This is a genomic window from Polynucleobacter hirudinilacicola, from assembly GCF_002192535.1.
Lineage (GTDB): Bacteria > Pseudomonadota > Gammaproteobacteria > Burkholderiales > Burkholderiaceae > Polynucleobacter > Polynucleobacter hirudinilacicola.
In genome coordinates this window covers 116,508-135,083 of sequence record NZ_NAIA01000003.1, presented here as the reverse complement: position 1 = coordinate 135,083, position 18,576 = coordinate 116,508, and the positions used below count along the sequence as shown (strand labels likewise).

General features: G+C 45.7%; 23 protein-coding genes. 11 read left to right on the top strand and 12 right to left on the bottom strand.

All coding sequences use genetic code 11. The annotated features are described in order from the left end of the window. Positions 1 to 57: 57 nt before the first annotated feature. Positions 58 to 984, bottom strand: coding sequence for a 3-hydroxyacyl-CoA dehydrogenase NAD-binding domain-containing protein (locus B6A14_RS04835; protein WP_087909341.1), 927 nt, complete (start codon positions 982 to 984; stop codon positions 58 to 60). Positions 985 to 1,090: 106 nt separating this feature from the next. Between B6A14_RS04835 and B6A14_RS04830 the strand changes: the two genes are divergently transcribed. Then, positions 1,091 to 2,224 carry a mandelate racemase/muconate lactonizing enzyme family protein gene (locus B6A14_RS04830; RefSeq protein ID WP_087909340.1) on the top strand — a complete coding sequence of 378 codons (1,134 nt, stop codon included), beginning with the start codon at positions 1,091 to 1,093 and terminating at the stop codon, positions 2,222 to 2,224. A 96-nt stretch (positions 2,225 to 2,320) separates the two neighbouring features. On the opposite strand, the gene B6A14_RS04825 is transcribed toward B6A14_RS04830, so the two are convergent. From B6A14_RS04825 to B6A14_RS04810, 4 genes are all read right to left on the bottom strand, one after another. Beyond that, on the bottom strand, positions 2,321 to 4,333 hold the full coding sequence (locus tag B6A14_RS04825) for a TRAP transporter permease (RefSeq protein WP_087909339.1): 2,013 nt from the start codon (positions 4,331 to 4,333) through the stop codon (positions 2,321 to 2,323). Positions 4,334 to 4,409: 76 nt separating this feature from the next. Further along, positions 4,410 to 5,360 carry a TAXI family TRAP transporter solute-binding subunit gene (locus tag B6A14_RS04820; protein ID WP_087909338.1) on the bottom strand — a complete coding sequence of 317 codons (951 nt, stop codon included), beginning with the start codon at positions 5,358 to 5,360 and terminating at the stop codon, positions 4,410 to 4,412. Between the two features lie 31 nt (positions 5,361 to 5,391). Further along, a complete protein-coding gene (locus tag B6A14_RS04815) occupies positions 5,392 to 6,318 on the bottom strand; it encodes a dihydrodipicolinate synthase family protein (RefSeq protein ID WP_087909337.1) in 927 nt (308 codons plus the stop codon). A gap of 12 nt (positions 6,319 to 6,330) precedes the next feature. Then, the gene (locus B6A14_RS04810; RefSeq protein ID WP_087909336.1) at positions 6,331 to 7,260 is read right to left on the bottom strand and encodes a 2-hydroxyacid dehydrogenase; all 930 of its coding nucleotides are present in this window, start codon (positions 7,258 to 7,260) and stop codon (positions 6,331 to 6,333) included. Positions 7,261 to 7,344: 84 nt separating this feature from the next. Between B6A14_RS04810 and B6A14_RS04805 the strand changes: the two genes are divergently transcribed. Beyond that, the gene (locus B6A14_RS04805) at positions 7,345 to 8,286 is read left to right on the top strand and encodes a 3-hydroxyacyl-CoA dehydrogenase family protein (RefSeq protein ID WP_087909335.1); all 942 of its coding nucleotides are present in this window, start codon (positions 7,345 to 7,347) and stop codon (positions 8,284 to 8,286) included. Positions 8,287 to 8,315: 29 nt separating this feature from the next. Then, positions 8,316 to 8,999: a cytochrome b/b6 domain-containing protein gene (locus tag B6A14_RS04800; protein ID WP_087909334.1), complete on the top strand. Its 684-nt coding sequence runs from the start codon at positions 8,316 to 8,318 to the stop codon at positions 8,997 to 8,999. Here B6A14_RS04800 and B6A14_RS04795 read toward each other — a convergent pair. Both B6A14_RS04795 and B6A14_RS04790 read right to left on the bottom strand, forming a co-directional pair. Beyond that, a complete protein-coding gene (locus tag B6A14_RS04795) occupies positions 8,986 to 9,438 on the bottom strand; it encodes a c-type cytochrome (protein ID WP_087909333.1) in 453 nt (150 codons plus the stop codon). The genes B6A14_RS04800 and B6A14_RS04795 overlap by 14 nt on opposite strands. Before the next feature lie 69 nt (positions 9,439 to 9,507). After that, positions 9,508 to 10,170, bottom strand: a complete 663-nt coding sequence (locus B6A14_RS04790; protein WP_087909332.1) for a site-2 protease family protein — start codon at positions 10,168 to 10,170, stop codon at positions 9,508 to 9,510. A 28-nt stretch (positions 10,171 to 10,198) separates the two neighbouring features. Between B6A14_RS04790 and B6A14_RS10250 the strand changes: the two genes are divergently transcribed. The 4 genes from B6A14_RS10250 to crcB are packed head-to-tail and all read left to right on the top strand — an operon-like array spanning position 10,199 to position 11,722. Further along, positions 10,199 to 10,366 (top strand): hypothetical protein, encoded by a 168-nt coding sequence (locus tag B6A14_RS10250; RefSeq protein ID WP_161491109.1) that lies wholly within the window; start codon positions 10,199 to 10,201, stop codon positions 10,364 to 10,366. Between the two features lie 42 nt (positions 10,367 to 10,408). Beyond that, positions 10,409 to 10,546: a hypothetical protein gene (locus B6A14_RS10300; protein ID WP_172793433.1), complete on the top strand. Its 138-nt coding sequence runs from the start codon at positions 10,409 to 10,411 to the stop codon at positions 10,544 to 10,546. A gap of 9 nt (positions 10,547 to 10,555) precedes the next feature. Then, entirely contained in the window at positions 10,556 to 11,335 is a 780-nt protein-coding gene (gene ygiD, locus B6A14_RS04785; protein ID WP_087909331.1) for a 4,5-DOPA-extradiol-dioxygenase, read from the top strand. Positions 11,336 to 11,344: 9 nt separating this feature from the next. After that, positions 11,345 to 11,722, top strand: coding sequence for a fluoride efflux transporter CrcB (gene crcB, locus B6A14_RS04780; protein ID WP_087909330.1), 378 nt, complete (start codon positions 11,345 to 11,347; stop codon positions 11,720 to 11,722). A gap of 13 nt (positions 11,723 to 11,735) precedes the next feature. Here crcB and B6A14_RS04775 read toward each other — a convergent pair whose 3' ends face one another. The 4 genes from B6A14_RS04775 to B6A14_RS04760 are packed head-to-tail and all read right to left on the bottom strand — an operon-like array spanning position 11,736 to position 14,781. Continuing rightward, entirely contained in the window at positions 11,736 to 12,713 is a 978-nt protein-coding gene (locus B6A14_RS04775; protein ID WP_087909329.1) for a Bug family tripartite tricarboxylate transporter substrate binding protein, read from the bottom strand. Positions 12,714 to 12,733: 20 nt separating this feature from the next. Further along, entirely contained in the window at positions 12,734 to 13,255 is a 522-nt protein-coding gene (locus B6A14_RS04770; protein WP_087909328.1) for a chromate transporter, read from the bottom strand. Continuing rightward, positions 13,252 to 13,791 (bottom strand): chromate transporter, encoded by a 540-nt coding sequence (locus B6A14_RS04765; RefSeq protein ID WP_087909327.1) that lies wholly within the window; start codon positions 13,789 to 13,791, stop codon positions 13,252 to 13,254. The genes B6A14_RS04770 and B6A14_RS04765 overlap by 4 nt, the downstream gene beginning before the upstream one ends. 12 nt (positions 13,792 to 13,803) lie before the next feature. After that, positions 13,804 to 14,781, bottom strand: a complete 978-nt coding sequence (locus tag B6A14_RS04760; RefSeq protein WP_087909326.1) for a D-2-hydroxyacid dehydrogenase family protein — start codon at positions 14,779 to 14,781, stop codon at positions 13,804 to 13,806. Positions 14,782 to 14,965: 184 nt separating this feature from the next. On the opposite strand from B6A14_RS04760, the gene B6A14_RS04755 reads away from it, so the two are divergent. Beyond that, the gene (locus B6A14_RS04755) at positions 14,966 to 15,268 is read left to right on the top strand and encodes an antibiotic biosynthesis monooxygenase family protein (protein ID WP_087909325.1); all 303 of its coding nucleotides are present in this window, start codon (positions 14,966 to 14,968) and stop codon (positions 15,266 to 15,268) included. A gap of 5 nt (positions 15,269 to 15,273) precedes the next feature. Here B6A14_RS04755 and B6A14_RS04750 read toward each other — a convergent pair whose 3' ends face one another. After that, positions 15,274 to 16,044 carry a sulfurtransferase gene (locus tag B6A14_RS04750; protein WP_087909324.1) on the bottom strand — a complete coding sequence of 257 codons (771 nt, stop codon included), beginning with the start codon at positions 16,042 to 16,044 and terminating at the stop codon, positions 15,274 to 15,276. 88 nt (positions 16,045 to 16,132) lie between these two features. Here B6A14_RS04750 and B6A14_RS04745 point away from each other — a divergent pair, with 88 nt between their 5' ends. Genes B6A14_RS04745 through B6A14_RS04735 form a run of 3 tightly spaced genes read left to right on the top strand, consistent with a single transcriptional unit; the run spans position 16,133 to position 18,565 of the window. After that, on the top strand, positions 16,133 to 17,134 hold the full coding sequence (locus B6A14_RS04745; protein WP_087909323.1) for a tripartite tricarboxylate transporter substrate binding protein: 1,002 nt from the start codon (positions 16,133 to 16,135) through the stop codon (positions 17,132 to 17,134). Between the two features lie 9 nt (positions 17,135 to 17,143). Continuing rightward, positions 17,144 to 17,695 carry a carboxymuconolactone decarboxylase family protein gene (locus tag B6A14_RS04740; protein ID WP_087909322.1) on the top strand — a complete coding sequence of 184 codons (552 nt, stop codon included), beginning with the start codon at positions 17,144 to 17,146 and terminating at the stop codon, positions 17,693 to 17,695. 15 nt (positions 17,696 to 17,710) lie between these two features. Further along, on the top strand, positions 17,711 to 18,565 hold the full coding sequence (locus B6A14_RS04735; protein WP_087909321.1) for a pirin family protein: 855 nt from the start codon (positions 17,711 to 17,713) through the stop codon (positions 18,563 to 18,565). Positions 18,566 to 18,576 lie beyond the last annotated feature (11 nt).

Sequence of the window (18,576 nt, the reverse complement as noted above, 5' to 3'; positions counted from 1 at the left end):
TATCTAATAATGTGAGCCAGCACTTAGATGATGATGTTGTGGTGCAGCAAATTCAATTTAATCTTGATCTGGCGCTATCTTGAGCACTGCAAATGCAGCCTTGAGGCGCTCTTCATAATTCCGCTTCATGATTGCTGCCTCTTCGTGGCTCCAGCTCCGAAGGCCTTCACCCTTATTGATGCCAGTTTTGCCAGTTTTCACTAGGTTGGTGATACAAGATGGGGGCGCGGTGATATTGGATAGAGATGGGTAAATCAATTCTGCGGCTAGAGTCATCCCCTCCCATCCAGAAATTTCTTTTTGCGTCATTGGTCCGACAGCGGCATAGCGAAAGCCAAAACTATAACGAACAGCAGTATCGATATCCTCTGGCGTTGCAATCCCATCTTGCACTAAAGAAAGTGCCTCACGCATCAAAGCATGTTGAATACGATTAGCTAAGAATCCCGGAATATCCTTTTTGACTAGCACCGGTTTTTTACCATGCAATCGATAGAGCTCGCAAACTTGATTGGCTATGTTTGGATCAGAATCTTTACCCAGCACAATTTCTACTAAGGGCACGATATGTGCCGGCATGAAATAGTGGGTATTAAGCATGCGATGCGCAGTCTTGAGATTCTTCGCTATTTCGCTGATTGGAAAGCCTGAGCTATTGCTACCAATTGCTATGTGTGATGGCACGCGTTGATCAAGGTCGGCAAAAATTGCTTTTTTAAGATCGAAGCGCTCAGAAATAGTTTCAATGATTAATGCAGCATCTTCCCAGTCATGCCATTTGGCTATGCTGCCGGCACGCAGGCTTGCTCCAAGCTGTTGCCAGTCAGTGTTGATAGAGTTGGCACAGGCCTGAATTGCCTCAAAGCACTTTTCGGCTTTTTCTAGGGAGCGCCCCAAAATGACGGTATCAGTCCCATAGGCTAAAAATCCTGCAGCTATGCCTACACCCATAGTTCCAGTTCCAATGACAACCACTTTAGCCATAGCCCACTCACCAGTTAGTTACGTAATACTTGAATTATTCCCTATTCGGACTGATGTCGACTATTTAAATTATCGATACAATCATTTTTTTAAATAAGGAGTCTAGATGCCGATTATTGAATCCATTCAGGTTGCTTCAGTAGCCGTTCCGCTAGATAAAGTGACCTCATTTTCCACTCGTACTGTTTCTGAGCGTCACTATTGCCTGGTTAAGGTACGTGGCAAGGATGGTAATGAGGGTATTGGCTTTTGTTATGTCGGTAGCGCTGGTGGAGATATTGCCAAAATTGCTGTCGAGCAACTCTTGGCACCAAAACTGATTGGCCAAAATAGTCATCGCAGTGAAGGTCTGTGGATGGAGATGTATAACGAATCCATTTTGCAGGGACGCACCGGTGCAGTCATGCGTGGTATCTCGATCTTGGATACAGCGCTTTGGGATTTAAATGCGCGTTCAGTGGGCCTACCTTTGCACCAGTACCTGGGTTCTGTGGTGGATGATCGAGTCCCTGCATATGCAAGTGGTGGCTATTATCTTGAGGGCAAAACTCCAGCCAAGCTTGGCAAGGAAATGGAATCTTACGTCAAGCAGGGGTTCAAAGCCGTCAAAATGAAAGTAGGTCGTCTATCACCTGCCGAAGAAGAGGCACGAGTAGCAGCAGCTCGTAAGGCCGTTGGCGATGATGTTTTGCTGACTCTAGATGCCAATAATGCTTGGCGTGATTTACCTACCGCATTAGAGTATGTGCGTCGTTTTGAAGCCTACAACCCATATTGGATTGAAGAGCCATTTTCACCAGACGCGATTGATTTACATGCTGCCCTTGCTCGCCTGACTAAGATTAACGTTGCTACCGGCGAAATGGAGGCGGGTCGCTGGCGTTTTAGAGAGTTGATTGATGCTGGCGGCGCAATGATTTTGCAATCCGATGCTGCTGTCTGTGGCGGAATTACAGAGTGGCGTAGGATTTCGGCATATGCGGATTTAAAGGGTGTCATCGTTTGCCCTCACTGGATGCATGATCTGCATGCACCATTAGTTGCTGCTACACCCAATGCCCGTTTTGTGGAGTTCTTCTTAGATGATCAAGTTCTGAATTTCCGCAGATTGATCAATCAGCAATTAACTTTCAAGAATGGCGATCTGATCTTGCACAAAACACCAGGATTAGGCTTTGAGTTTGATGAGGCTGCAGTCAAGAAGTATGCTGGTAAGGCGGCTTGGACAAAGATTGCTTAAGTAAATCAACATAAGCCTGTAAAACAATAAAGCCCGCAAATGCGGGCTTTATTGTTGATATCAGCTTAGATATCATGGCGGCGATACCTTTTTATCTTATGAGGCTTTACGATTGAGTTTGAAATAAGTGATCGATTGGGTAATCAATACGAGACCAAAGCCAATAAAGCCAATTAGGTCAGCCTCAGTTGACGGATAGGCTAGGGCAACGCCAGAAACTACCATAATGACGCGTTCAAAAATTTTGGTTTTCTCAATAAACCAACCTTGAAGACCGCCAGCCAAGCAGATGATTCCTACCACTGCAGTAAAAGAGATCCAAGCAATCTGTGTCCAATCAGCCTGTTCTAGGGCGCTACTGGATCCCATCAATAGCAGGCTGACCCCAGACTTATCCAAGACAAACATAAATGGCACCAAAATCGCTGGCGCTACATATTTCCAGGTTTGTAAAGTAGTCCTATAGGGGTTGCCCTTACAGATCGCCGCTGCTGCAAATGGAGAGAGTGCTGTCGGAGGGGAAACCTCGGACAGAACGGCATAGTAAAAGATAAACATATGGGCTGCAAAAGCAGGCACACCTAGATTAATTAATGCTGGCGCTGCGATCACTGCGCAGATGATGTATGAGGCTGTGACTGGAACGGCGAGACCCACAATCCAAACAATTAAGGCAGTGAAGATTGCGGTGAGTAAGAGCGAGCCACCTGCGTACTGAATCACAATCGAGCTAAATTTCAATCCAAGGCCAGTTAGGGTCACGGTACCCACAATTAAGCCAGCGCCTGCGCAGGTTGCAGCGATAGCCAATACCCCAGTAGATCCTGATGCTAGCGCTTTCGTGAGACTGGAGTTGTAAAGTCCTGAAAGAATAGGCTCTTTACCTTTAAACCACGCCCAAGGAATGATCGCAGTATCTTCGCGCAACATACTAGAGAAAGCGGATACCACGGTTGCCCAAAACACCGACATCACTGGTGAGAAGCCATACATCATGAATACCACAATCGAGATTAGCGAGAAGAAATGGAACCAGTATTTTTTCGTAAGTGACCAGGCGCTCTCGGCTGATTCAAAATGAATATTCTTCATCCCGTATTTGCGAACATCAATCTCAACCATGACAAATAAACCAAGGTAAAAGAGGATGGTTGGGATGGTTGCCATCAGCAATACATCTAAATAAGAAATCTTTAAAAAGTCAGCAATCAAGAATGCCGCTGCACCCAGAACTGGTGGCGAGATAATGGCACCAAGACCTCCAGCAGCCAAGAGGCCACCAGCAGCATTCTTTTCATAACCAACCTTCTCAAGCATGGGTGCGGCAACTGAGCCTACAGTGACGGTAGTGGCAACACCTGATCCGGAAGGACCACCCATTAAAAATGAGGAAAGCACGATGGTTCTGCCAACCCCTGAGGATTTCCCGCCCATTGCAGCAAAAGAAAAGTCAATAAAGAACTTACCGGCACCAGTAAATTGTAAGAAGGCACCAAAGATGGTGAACAAAATAATGAGCGTTGCAGAGACATCGACTGCGGTACCGTAGATTCCTTCCAGGCTCATATACATGTAGCCAACTAGACGATCGAGATCATAGCCTTTGTGAGTCCATGGAGCAGGTAGGTAGTTGCCAAAGAAAGCGTACAGCAAGAAGAGGACAGTAACGGTCACTAAGACCATGCCATTCGTTCTTCTGACGCTCTCAAGGATAAGCAAGATAAGAGCAATGCCAACCATGACATCAGTAGAGTTTGGCGCGGTGTTTCGGTCCATGAAATCATCGCCACCCGAGAGAATGTAATAGGCAATCGCAACGGAGCCGACAGCAAATAAAACATCCCAAAACATCAACTTGTTTTTAAAGCGAGCAGCAATCGGAAAACTTAAGAAAACTAAAAATAACACTAAGGCAACGTGTATTACACGCAATTGCTGCGTTGGAACAATCGAATAGGCCGCATAGAGATGAAACAAAGACATGCCAACCGCAACCAAGGTAATGAATTTGGCTAGCAGCCCTTTATAGTCATTAGAGTCACCTTCTTCTTGCTTAATGAAAGCATCTAACTTTTCTTGGGTTTCATTGTCAATTGCGTTTTGATTCATCTCTCAGCCTGTTTTTATTTCTATTTATGTACCGCATTAAAGCAGAAGGGGTGAGATTAACTCACCCCGATGTAGCTTAGTTTACCTTGACACCTTTTTCTTTAAAGTACTTCAACGCACCTGGATGATAGGCAATCGGTGAGGCATTCGACTTTTGGCTTTCTAGCTTAATATTTCTGTACTCAGCATGTGAGCGGACCAGTTCAAGCTGATTATCAAAAATGGCTTTAACAATTTTGTATGCCTCTGCATCAGACATAGAAGCATTTACAACCAAAAGATTGGCAACGGCTGCAACATTGTTATCTTTTTCCATACCGCTATAAGTTTGCTTTGTAATCACGGATGGGAAGTAAAGATTACCGTATTTTTTATTCATAGCAGGAACTTCAGCAGCGGTGTCTACCATCACGATTTTCATACCAGGGCTGTTTGCAAGATCAGTTACTGCTGCAGTTGGTAAACCACCTACCCAGAAGAAAGCATCAATCTTGCGATCTTTTACTGCATTGACAGATTCTGCAACGCTCAAGCGCTCACGTTTGACATCTTTATCTTTATCAAGGCCTGCCGCCTCTAGCAAGCGAAAGGCCATCACTTCAGTAGCGCTACCAGGGGAGCCAGTACTTACACGCTTACCTTTTAAATCTTTCATTGTTTTAATGCCGGTTGATTCCACAGTGGCTACGTGCATTAAGTTTGGATAGAGTATGAGTAAATTGCGCAAATCTATTGGCTTGTCCTTAAATTTATCCTCACCAACTAATGCATCTTTAGCAGCATCAGCCATTGAGAAGCCAACGTAAGGTTTGCCAGTACCAATCAGTTTTAAGTTATCAACTGAACCGCCTGTAACTTCAGCAGTTGCTGACATTCCTGGTACATGCTTCGATAGAACTGAGGCCAGGCCTCCACCCATTGGGTAGTAGACGCCGCCAGTTCCACCGGTTGCGATTGACAAATTTTGTGCGTGTGCACTTGCCCATAAGAGGCTAAGGGTAAGGGTAATGACTTTAAGTAGTTTCATTTTGTCTCCTAGTAATAATTAGTTTTGTAAATTAAAGACCTGGCATGCTGAAATTAATTGCTTTGAGCTCACTCAACAGCTGAGCTTGTTGGCTAGCACTCAATTGCATGAGGGGTGGACGTACTCTTAACCACTCCGGGTCTTTGCTGTAATGTGCTACCGCTGTTTTCATACCAGCAATCATTTGGTACTTCGCAAAGATACCGCGCACTTGATCTAAGTCGGCTTGCCGTTTATCGGCATCAGACTCTCTCCAATGGGCAGCTAACTCAGCAATTGCTTTTGGATTCACGTTTGCAGTAGCGGAGATACAGCCAACACCGCCGGCACGCAGTGTACGCATTAAGAACACTTCACTACCTGCGTAAACTCGGAAACCATGCGGCGCCAATAACTTGATTACCGATTCTGTGTATTCCCAATCACCAGAGCTATCTTTCATGCCAACTACAGTTTTTGGGTACTCTTTAATTAAACGCTCTAGTAATGAGAGGCTTAAATTGATTTTGGTGACAGGAGGTATGTTGTAAATATAAATTTGTAATGCTGGGTTACCTATCTTTTGAATGACTTCAGAGAAGTAAGCAAACAAACCATCATCAGTAATATCTTTGTAGTAGAAGGGTGGCAACATCAATACGCCAGCACATTGGTAACTCAAAGCATGCGCAGTCATCCGATAAGTGCTCTCGATGGAGGTGGATCCAGTTCCTGGCATCATATGCTGTGGATTTAAACCGCCCTCAATCAGCGCAGTAAGCGTATTCATCTTTTGTGTGGCAGACATCGAGTTCGCTTCGGAGTTTGTGCCAAAGATTGCTTGACCAACGCCATTTGCCTCTAACCATTTACATTGCTTGAGTAATTTTTGTTCATCTGGATAGCCATCTGCTTTAAAAGGTGTCATTACAGGTGACAACACCGCTGGCAAGGTGGAAGGATGTAAAGAAATGGTCATGCTGACTCCGTTTTAATGATGTACTTCTGATAGAAGTGGTTGTTTTGCAAAAAATGCTTCTAAATTATCTACAGCTAAATTGGTCATGGCTATCCGTGTTTCCGTGGTAGCGCTACCAATATGAGGTGTTAGTAAAACATTATCGAGATTTAAAAAGACCTTATTGGGATTTGGTTCATTCTCAAAAACATCCAGTGCAGCGCCAGCGATCTTTTTATGTTGCAGTGCATATAAAAGATCGTTCTCGTCCACTACGCTGCCACGAGCAATATTGACTAGAAAACCAGTGGGTCCTAAAGCCTCTAAAACCTCAGCGTTGACCATCTTATCGGTATCGGGGGTGGCAGGGCAGGCTAGGAATAAAACATCGCAATTCTGGGCTAAATCCTTAATCTTGGGGTAGTAGGTGTAAGGCACCTGCTTTGGGCTGGGACCGCTATAGGCAATCTCCACCTTAAAAGGCTCAAGGCGCTTGGCTAGATCTTGGCCAATGCGACCCATTCCTGCAATACCTACCTGCTTTCCAGCGAGAGTGGTTGTTAACTTAAAAGGGGTCTTTGCCCAAGCGCCGCTTTTAACAAAGGCCTCAGATTCAGGGATGCGGCGCATTAGTCCAAGCATCATGCCAATGGCAAGCTCACAGACAGCATCATTCAGTACTTCTGGAGTGTTTGTAGCTTGAATGCCATGCTGTTTAAGGTATGCCAAAGGTAGGTTGTCATAACCAACCCCGCAGGTGGCAACCATACGAATACTGGGAATCTGCTTGACCAAGGCCTCAGGTAGCTTGGTATTAGAGCGAATCAAAATAGCCTCAAAGTTTCCGGCGGGGGCAGGGGCCGCAGGATCTAGATGGTAAGTGGGGGTAAAGCGGCGATCAATTTCTGCCTGCATTAACTCAGGGAAATGGCCGACCTGTAGCACCGAATTGACGGGGATCATGTCTCACTATGTTTTTTATTGAAATAATGACCTCATTGTATGTGGATTTTGAATGAAAAGTCTGCCCCTTTAGGAGAATAAGTAATGTTGTTTACCCCAGCTGAAACTAAGGTGGTGATTGTCGGCGGCGGAACGATGGGCGCGGATGTTGCTGCGGTCTGTGCGCGGGGTGGCTGCGCCGTCCAAGTTGTAGAGCCAACCACAGAGCGTCGTGCTTTATTGCCAGACTACTTCATCAATACCATGACTGAGCTTGGTTATGAAAATCGCATCCACTTATTGACCGTAGCGGGTTCACTTGAAGAGGTCGACTGGCCTGAGATTGATTTGGTGATTGAGTGTGTGCCTGAGCGTCTTGATATCAAGCGAGAATTATTTGCAAAGTTAGAAAAATATGCAAAGCCTGAGGCGGTGTTGGCTAGTAATAGCACCAGCTTTCCGATTAGTGAAATTGCTGAAGGTTTAAAAACAGCAGCCCGTATGATCGGCTTGCATTTTTTCATGCCCGCTCATTTAGTTCCCTGTGTAGAAGTGGTTTATGGAGCAAAGACTTCTCCAATGGTCGGCGATAGCTTATCGAGATTGATGACGGCATGTGGCATGGTTCCAGTGAGCGTTAAAAAAGATTTACCAGGATTTTTGGCAAATCGCTTGCAACATGCCTTATCACGCGAAGCATTTTCAATGGTTGATGAGGGTGTTTGTAGTCTTGAGGATATTGATAAAGCCGTACGTTTTGGCTTTGGGTTTCGTTATATTGCTGCCGGCCCTGCTATGCAACGAGATCATGCTGGCCTAGAGGTTCATGCCGCTGGAGGCGCCAAGATTTACCCTAGCCTCAATAACTCGCCCAATATTGCCAAGTGTTTAAGTGATCGTGTCGCTAGTGGAAAGTTTGGTATGAAAACTGGCGAGGGATTTTTCCCTTGGACTGCCGAAACGATTAAGGCTGAACGGGACCGCTATCAAGAAGCTTTAAGAGCGGGGTTAAAGATAATCCAGAAAGACTTGCCCCAGATCAAATAAACGAAATTGTTATGGCTTATCCTAGGGGCATGAAGAAAATCATTCGTGTCTGGGATTTGCCAGTTCGTGTATTTCACTGGCTATTAGTGCTTTGCATTATTGGTAGCTTAATTAGCGTTAATCTTGGTGGTAATGCAATCGAATGGCACGCCTACTTTGGTTACAGCGTCTTGATCTTGTTGATCTTCCGTATCACTTGGGGTTTCGTCGGCTCTACACATGCTCGCTTTGCATCATTCTTTCCGAATCGCGAAAAGATTTTGAATTACCTGCAAGGTAATGCACCGCGAGTCTTGGGGCATAACCCAATAGGGGCACTCTCAGTATTTGCGCTACTCTTTGCTTTGAGTGTGCAAGTCATCACTGGCTTATTTGTCGATGATGAGATTGCCTTCCAAGGGCCACTGGCAAAATATGTACCTAACTGGGTAGTTTCTTTTTTATCTGAGATTCATGAAGGTAATCAAGTGGTGATCTACACCCTAATTGCTATCCATATTGCTGCCATCATCTATTACAAGAAATTCAAAGGTGAAGATCTGATTAAGCCAATGATCAGTGGCGATAAAGAAATTGACCCAAGCGAGGAAGCAAGTTATTTGCCTTCTGACTTGGGTCGTGTATCCCGGGATGGCGCTTTACAGCGCGGTATAGCTCTCGTGCTCTTGAGTCTAATCGCAGTGATGGTGGGTTACTTGATCACTTCTTCTTAAAGTCATCATGGCAGCCTTTGCAAGTTGCCCCTGCAGCGCCAAAAGCCTTCTTGATGCTTTCTAAGTCACCCGATTGAGCAGCCTTGTTGAGGTCAACTACAGCCAATTGCATTTTTTCTGAAGCGGCTTTGAATTTGGCGTTATCAGACCACACAAGCGCTTGTGCTTTGCCGCCTTCTGTACCAGGACCAAATGCTTGCCATGGCAATGTGGACATCATTGCAACGACGGCAGCGTTCTTAGCAACTTCATCTTTGTTGTAAGTTGCTTCACCTTTCACTACTGCGCCAATTTTTCCAAAGGAGTTGGCCATTACAGTAAATACACTCTGACGATATTTAATAGCATCTTCAGGCTTTTGGAATTGGGCAAAAGCAAAGCCAGCGCTGATTGCTAAAACTGTTGCAGTTGTTGCTAAAACAATCTTATGTAATTTCATGGTTATTTCCCTCTAGTGGATAAGGCTTACTTGGATCAGAATATCTCAGAATAGCGATTTTTGTCTAAATTAAAAGATCATTCTCAGGGGGGTGGTTAAGAATAGTATGAGCCACTCAAAGAAGTTCATTAGAGGCTGCATCCATAACGACCCAATGACCCCAGTGAATACTAGGGCCAAAACAATGAAAAATCCCCAAGGCTCTAATCGTCCCAGTGCAATTGACTGACGCGCTGGAAGAAGGCTCGACAAAATGCGCCCACCATCTAAAGGGGGCAAAGGGAATAAATTGAACACCAATAAGCCAAGATTCCAGGTCACCCCAGCTTGAGACATCGATACTAGAAACTTCTCATTTATGCCAAGTCCAACGAGTGCTATTAAAAAGATTAGCCAGATTAGTGCTTGAACAAAGTTGGACCCCGGCCCAGCTAAAGCGACCCAAATTGAATCAATTCTAGGGTTTCGCAAACGCCCAAAATTTACTGGTACTGGCTTGGCGTAACCTACCAAAAAAGGCGACCCCGTCAATAGAAGCACTAGCGGTATGAGGATGGTGCCTACGGGATCTATATGTTTGGCGGGATTTAGACTGACTCTGCCCATCATATAAGCCGTGTTGTCTCCAAATTTGCGGGCAGCGTAGCCATGGGCTGCCTCATGGATGGTGATGGCAAAAATGAGGGGAATCGCATTGATGGCGATGGCTTGGATAGAATAGTCAGTAATCATGGCAATATGATATCTATAGGAGGTAAAAGTGACTGACGATAAGAAACCCGACCCAAAAACCCCGGCAAAGCCTGTAATTGCTAAGCCGCCAGCGCGTCCACCGGTACCTAAAGGCCCATCCGGCCCAGCAGGAAAGCCTCAGGCAGGTTTCGGAGGCGGAAAAGGCATGATGCGCAAGGCTGGCCGCGGGCGATAGTGGATAATTACCACTAATTAATGTATTTACAGAGGATTTAGCATGAACGAATGGCATAACGAATCTAAAGAAGAAGTTAACAAAAAGATCATTACCTTAATTGTGATGTTGGCTGCAGCTACTAGCTTGGCTATCTTGTTTGCATTGGTTGCTGCTCATACTGGTTACGTATTCGGTTAACCAGTATTAATGACTAGCCATCGCCAACCTGCAGTATTTGCTGGCCATGGCAGTCCGATGTATGCCATTGAGCCCAATCGCTACACTTCAGCATGGGCATCTCTCGGTAAATCATTAAAACGCCCAGACGCAATCTTAGTGATCTCGGCGCATTGGGTAACCCGTGGGGTTTGGGTTACTGCAATGCCTAAACCCAAAACCATTCATGACTTCGGCGGCTTTCCGCAAGAGCTCTTTGAGATTGAGTATCCCGCTCCAGGTAGTCCTGCTCTAGCAGATCGCATTCAAGAGTTGCTGAACGTACCGATCGTTATGGAAGAGAATGAATGGGGTATTGATCACGGCGCCTGGTCAGTCCTTAAATATATGTATCCAAATGCAGACGTTCCAGTGGTGCAGTTGAGCCTAGATGGCTCTAGGTCAGCCCGTGAGCACTATGAATTGGCAAAGCAACTTCGTCCCTTGCGCGATGAGAATATTTTGATTCTGGCAAGCGGCAATGTAGTCCATAACTTGCGCACTATGCATTGGCAAGAGAGTGCAGAGCCCTATCCGTGGGCTAAAGAATTCAATGATTTTTTTACCTCAGAGATTCAAGTCAATCATCATGAGCCTCTCATCAATTGGGAGCGGTATGGTGAGGCTGCTCGCATGTCGGTTCCGACCGCAGAGCACTACTGGCCCGCTTTATATACTTTAGCTTTACAAGCAGAGGGTGAGCATGCCAAAGTCTATATAAACGGCATAGAGATGAGCTCCATCAGCATGCTGGGTTTTTCAATTCAATAGATACTGACTATGTGGCTCTCTATCTTTGCGATTTTCTTCGGCGCAGGCTTTGGTGCATTGCTAAGAGCCGGATTTAATTTCCTGGTTGCAGGTTCGGCATCCATGATTCCGTTGGGAACCCTGCTATCTAATCTGGTGGGCGGCTATCTGATTGGAATTGCGATTGCTTTTTTTGGCAATAATCCAAACCTCTCTCCTGAATGGAGGTTATTTGTGATCACGGGCTTTCTGGGGGGCTTAACTACCTTCTCGAGCTTTTCTGCTGAAGTGGTTACTCTGATGCAGCGCGGAGAAATTACCTGGGCCCTAGGAACAGCGCTCCTACATTTAGTGGGCTCGCTGGTTTTAACCTTCTTAGGTATTCTGACCTATCAAGCTCTCAAGTAAGGATTGAATAGATTCACTCTGGCTTGATGTTGGCCGCCTTAACAACAGCACTCCATTTTGCAGACTCTGATTTAATCAGCGCAGCAAACTCTGCTGGACTACCGCCACCAATCTCATTTCCTTGAGAGAGCATGATCTCCCGAATCCCAGGATCCTTTAGGGCTTCATTTGCAGCGGCATTCAACTTATCAATGATTGCTTTAGGCGTTCCCTTGGGGACAATGAGTCCTTGCCAATTGAGAACCTCAACCTTGGGGTATCCCAGCTCTGCAAAGCTCGGCACATTTGGCAACAGCGGCGAGCGTTTTTTGCTTGTGATCGCAATTGGACGAAGCTTATCGCCTTTGATGTTTGGTACAGCGGAATACATTTGATCAAACATGATGTCAACATTGCCAGCCATGAGATCTGTCAAGGCAGCTGAACCACTTTTGTATGGCACGTGAATCATGGTGATGCCGGCATTGAGCTCAAAGAGCTCAGCAGAAAGTTGGTGGCTTCCACCGATCCCGCCAGACGAGAAGGTGAGGGTATCGGGCTTAGCTTTGGCTGCAGTCACAATATCGCCAATCGTTTTATAGGGGGAATTGGGATTCACTACTAATACAAGTGGACCTTTTTCAATCAGCATGACTGGACTCAAATCAACTTCAGGGTCGTAACGTAAATTACCAAATAGTGTTTTATTCACTGCCATCGGTGCAAAGTTACCCATGCCGATCGTATAGCCATCCGGGGCTGCTCGGGCAATAAACTCGGTACCAATATTGCCACCCGCTCCAGGCTTGTTATCAATTACTATTGGCTGCTTGAGCAGCACACTCATTTTTTGTGCGAGCTGACGACTGCGGGAGTCTGCGCTTCCACCGGCACCGTAAGGCACGATGAAGTTAATGGGCTTATTGGGGTAATTGTTTTGCGCAACAGCTGTCGAGGTGTAGATGCCTACAAGACTGAGCGCACAGATAAAAAGTTTTTGAATGAATCGCATGCTTGTATCCCAATTCAGGTTTAAATAAATCCTAAAGCTCCCAGTGCCCCACCGATTGCAATCAGATACAGTGGATGCCAACGTGTAAAGAAGGTAATGGTGATTGTGGCAATCGTCAATAGGTATGCAGCTAAGCTGTGATTAATGTGTAGGGAAATTTCCCATGCCGAAGAGAGAACTAGGCCAATGGCAAGAGCAGCTGCGGCATATTGAATCGTTTTTTTGCTTAATGGGTTTTTCATTCCCATGATGAAGCGCTGTAGGAAGTAAACCAGAATTGATGATGGCCAGGCTATAGCGACGGTAGCTAGAAGTGCGCCAATCACACCATAAATATGCCAGCCAATTAAGGTAACGGTCATAAAGTTAGGGCCTGGTGCAGCTTGGGCTATTGCAAAGTAGTCAGAAAATGTCTGGACATCAATCCAATGCTCTTGATTGACGGCCAAATTAAATAAGACTGGCAATAAGGCATTTACTCCGCCAAAGGCAACCAGTGAAAAGGCCGATAGTTTTAAGAAAAGGCTTAGCAAGATACTCATAGAGCTTGCGCCTTTTTTCTCGCTAAGAAGATTGCAATCGGAGAAACTAGCAGGACAACGTAACCTAAACCAAGATGGAATACTGTGGCTGCAATGATGGTGAGTATTACAACTAGAAACATCGCTGGGTAACGAAATTCATCCCTTAGCATCTTGAAGCCAGTTGAGGCTATTAAGCCAACCCCTACCGCTGATATACCACGCAGGAGGCCCTTAACGGATTCGAGATAGCTGTAGTGCTCATAAAGCAGTGCCAAACATAATACGATTGCAATAGGCCCCAAAGATAAGCCGAGAATTGCGGCTAATGCACCTCTTGCTCCTGCAAATCTAGATCCAACGCACACCGCTAGATTCATAATGTTTGGGCCTGGAACAATTTGGCAAATTCCTAAAATCGCACTAAATTCTTCAGAGGTCAGAACTTTGTCGCGCTCTACTAAAGTGCGCCGCGCCCAAGGAAGGACGCCGCCAAAACCAGACATCCCGATCTTGCTAAAGCTGATAAAAAGTTGTTTAGGCGTGAGTGTTTTCAAAATGCGCGATATTTACTGAGGCTTAAATGGATGAGGCACCGGCTTTTGTTCCAGCCATGCCTCTAAAGTTTCAGTAATGCCTTTAGAGAAGGTGGCAAAAATAGGCTCAGCAATAAAACCAAGATGTGGTGTCACGAGTAAGTTCTGCGTATTGCGTAGAGGATCTTTTTCGGGTAATGGCTCAATATCAAATACATCTACAGCTGCTTGCCCAGGTTTGCCTGCAGCAAGAGCCTGTTGTAAATCTGTCATATTGATGAGTGCGGAACGTGACGTGTTTACTAGGATAGAGTCCGGTCGCATTAAATCCAATTGATCTGCACTAATCAAGCCCTTGGTTCCGGGTCCTGCTACTAGGTGCATGGTGACAACCTTGGAAGTTTTGAGTAACTCTTCCATGCTGACGGATTTGGCATTCTCGGCAGCAGCACGCTCTGGGGTCATACGCGGACTCCAGGCAACCACCTCCATGCCAAAGGCTGCACCGACGCGAGCTACTCGACTACCAATTGCGCCAAGCCCCATGACGCCCAATCGCTCTCCAGAGAGCATTGGCAGCACTGAGAGTGAGTCGCGCCAACCACCAGAAGCGATGAGTTTATTTTGTTCAATGAGGCGTTTAGAGGCCCCTAAAATTAAAGCCCAAGTCAGTTCTGCAGTCGTTTCCTTAGAGGGGCCACCTAGTGTGCAAGCCATTGGAATATTGCGTGACACTAGGGCTGCGGCTTCAAGGGTACCATTACGCTCCCCAGTAAACATCAAAAACTTTAGCTTTGGTAGGCGCGCAATCAGCGCCTCATTAAATGGTGAGCGATCGCGCACAATCGCAATTGCATCCGCATCTTTAACGGCTTCATATAAAGCCTCATCACGCAAAGGCTCGTGATGAATGGTCAACTTTGCTTTTTGATCTAACTTATCCCAGCTTGAAAAACGGCGCAGGGCGCGCTCATAATCTCCTAGGATGACAATGTTTGGTAATGAGGCCATAGAAATGCTTTCTGAAGAATTGGTCCTGGGTGCAAAGGAGTGTTGAGTGTGGATAAAAAAATCGGCAGTGGCCGATTAATAGCTTGAGACATCTCTTCGGTCTTGACGATTGTTTTGTATGAATATAATTCTGGTGTAATAAGTTTACTATTGATGAGCTATCTATTTTGACTAAGGAAATCTGATGATTTTGGAGCATTGCGACATTGAAATTGACCCGTCTAAACAGAAAGACTTCGAGAGAGCCATTGTGCAGGGGGTTGAGACTGTGATTTCTAAGGCAAAAGGGTTTCGTGGGTACAAGGTAAATCACAGCATGGAAACCCCATCTCGCTATTTATTGCTGATTTACTGGGACACTCTGGAGAATCATACGGTCGATTTCCGGGGATCTGCGGCCTTCGCAGATTGGCGTGCCATTGTTGGGTCATACTTCGCAAAGCCACCCCATGTGGAGCATATGACTTTGGTTGCTAAGTCAGCCTAAGTTATTTAGCCTACTTTCAGTTTTTTCCTAATCGAGCGCTCGACAGGGATAGAGTCAAGATTCGGCTCAAGGGCTTCGCGTTCATCAAAGACAAAGCAGCTGCCTTGGTAGTGCGCGGAGCCAACTTCCTCAAAATATTTCAGAATGCCACCTTCGAGTTGGTAGCTATGGTGCATTCCAATCTCACGCATATAAAGCCCTGATTTTTCACAGCGAATACCGCCAGTACAAAAACTCACCAAGGTTTTGTCTGCAAGCTCATCTTTATGGGCTGTAATGGCCTGCGGAAATTCTGTGAACTTTTCAATGTTGAAGTGCAACGCATTTTCAAATGTACCGTAGTCGACTTCGAATGCATTACGAGTATCTACCATCACTACGGGGCGACCCAGGTCATCAGTACCGCGATCAAGCCACTCTTTTAATTTCTTTGGGGTAATAAACTTGGCGCGCCCTTCTTCAGGACGAATCGCAGGGTGGTTCATGCGAATAATTTCGTTCTTCAGTTTGATCAGCATCTTTTTAAATGGTTGTTCGTCTGACCAACTTTCTTTTGCTTGGAGCGTCTGAAAGCGAGAGTCTTCACGCAGCCAATCTAAAAATCCGCGTAACTCTGTCTCTTTGCCAGCCAGAAACATATTGATACCTTCGCCTGTGAGCAAAATGGTCCCTTTCAGCCCACGGCTATTGCATTCGTTCAGCATTTTGGTGCGCAAGTCTGGCAGACCATCAAGGCTGACAAATAAATATGCGGCAATATTCAGAATCGACTTCATTTCTTCTCTCTTCAAGCTACCCCTTCATTATCGAGCAAATAGACCTTGGGGGTGGTAATCTTGAGGTCTTATTCAAAGGAGACAACCCATGCTGCATCTAGCCAAAATGGCCAAAAGAGTCCTATTTCTAGGCCTATTTACCTTAGGGGCGGCCAGTATGTCACTTGCCCAGACGGCCGGAGTGGGAACTTGGCCTACCCAAAAACCGATTCGGATGATTGCAGTATTTCCACCTGGTGGATCAGTTGACCAAGTTGCCCGCGTGTTGGCGCCAGCTTTGCAATCCGAGCTAAAGCAAAACGTCATTGTGGAAAATATTGGTGGCGCATCTGGTGTGATTGGTACTGCAGCATTGACGAGGGCTGATGCAGATGGTTACACCTTTGCTGTGGTGTTTGATACGCATGGTGTTAATCCCAGCCTTAAAGATAAACTTCCCTACGATACGATTAAAGATATCGCACCTGTAATTTTGATAGGTACTTCACCAATGGTTTTGGTGGCCAGTAAAAATTCAGGCATCACTAGTTTCAAACAGCTGACAGAGATGTCTAAGGCAGGCAAACCATTTAGTTACGGCTCTATTGGTATTGGTAGCTTGGGGCACTTATCAATGGCGCGTCTTGCCAAGCAAGCAGGCTTTGACTGGAATCACATTCCTTATCGTGGCGGCGGTCCTTTAATGCAGGACGCTTTAGGTGGACAAGTGCAACTAGCTGTTGGTTCAGAGTTCTTGGTCAAGCCCCATGTGGATAGTGGTGGCGTGATTCCTTTGGTAATTACTACCGCTAAGCGAACCGCTGCCTTGCCGAATGTGCCTACAGTTTCTGAGAGCGGCTTCCCAGGTTTTAATGCGCCAGCATGGTGGGCAGTGTTAGCGCCAGGAAAAACCCCACCTGCGATTGTGGATGCGATGAATAAAGCTTTAAATAAAGCCTTAAAAACCCCAGCAGTTGCTGAGAAATTTAAATCTCAGGGGATTGAGCTTATTGGTGGTACCTCTGAAACCGCCCGTGAATTTATTGGTAAACAAATTGGTATTTGGGGCAAGTTCGTAATTGAGAACAACATTAAAGAAACTGCTCAGTAGAAAGAAGATATGTCTGAACGTTTAATTCCTTATCAACCAATGGATTTAGCGGAGCCAGCTGAGCTAGTTGCTGCTATTCGCAAAAGACGTGGTGGTCAGTTTATTAATTTAGACCGCATGCTTCTTCACAGCGTTCCAATCGCAGAGGGTTGGAATCATTTCATTGGCGAAATTCGGAATAATCTTTCTTTAGATCCCAAGCTGCGTGAGCTTGCAATGTGTGGCGTAGCAGTTCTGAATGGCGCTGAGTATGAGTTTTTTCATCATGCTCCTCCTTTTAAGAAGGCTGGTGGCACTGAAGAGCAAGTACAAGGACTTCGATTGATTGGGCAGGCTAGCTTCCCAAGAAATCTCTTTACTCAAGTTGAAAATGATGCCGCTGATTTAACTTTTCAGATGACTCGTCAGATCAAGGTGGATTCTGAATTAATGAAGCGCCTGCAAAAAGAATTGGGTAGCACCGATACGGTTGAGTTAGTGACCGTGATTGCTGCGTACAACATGGTGTCCCGTTTCTTGATTGCTTTAGATGTTAATCCTGAAGATCATCCTCCGGCTTAATGAAATGACTAAAAGATGATCCGTAATATTCAAACTGTCATTCCTGGTGTTGCCACTTCAGATGGTGCAGGTGTTAAGCTGCGGCGCAGTCTTGGAGGTCAGCAGCAAGTCAGATTAGATCCATTCTTGATGCTCGATGAGTTTTCATCCAATGATCCAAATGACTATGTTGCAGGCTTTCCGGCCCATCCACATCGAGGTTTTGAGACTGTGACCTACATGCTTGAAGGCCATATGTTGCATGAGGATCATCTAGGCAATCAGGGTCATCTCAAGACGGGTGGTGTGCAGTGGATGACAGCTGGGCGCGGCATTATTCATTCAGAGATGCCACAGCAGGTGAGTGGTTTAATGCGTGGCTTTCAATTGTGGATTAATTTACCTGCAGTGGAAAAGATGAAGCCTGCGGGTTACAAAGATATTCAAGTGGAAGATATTCCTAAGTTATCGCTTGCTAATGGCAGTTCCGTAAAAGTGATTGCAGGCTCCTATAAAGAAGAGGGCAATGAAGTTCAAGGCCCAATTCAGGGAATTACGACATCACCATTATTTCTAGATGTTCACCTACCACCTAATACAGAATTTGAGTATCACATTCCTAAAGAGCTCAATGCATTTGTCTATGTGTATGAAGGCGATCTTGAGGTAGGCGGTCCCATGCGGCCAGCCCCCAAGCAAGCAGCGATTGTGCTTGGTGATGGTGATCGCTTAAAAGCCAAGTCAGGAGAATCGGGCGCTCAGTTCATTGTGCTAGCAGCCCTGCCTTTGCATGAGCCGATTGTGCAGTATGGCCCCTTTGTAATGAATACACGGGCTGAGATTGAACAAGCAATTAGTGATTATCAAAACAATCGCTTTGTGGTCGCCTAGGTGCTGCTGAA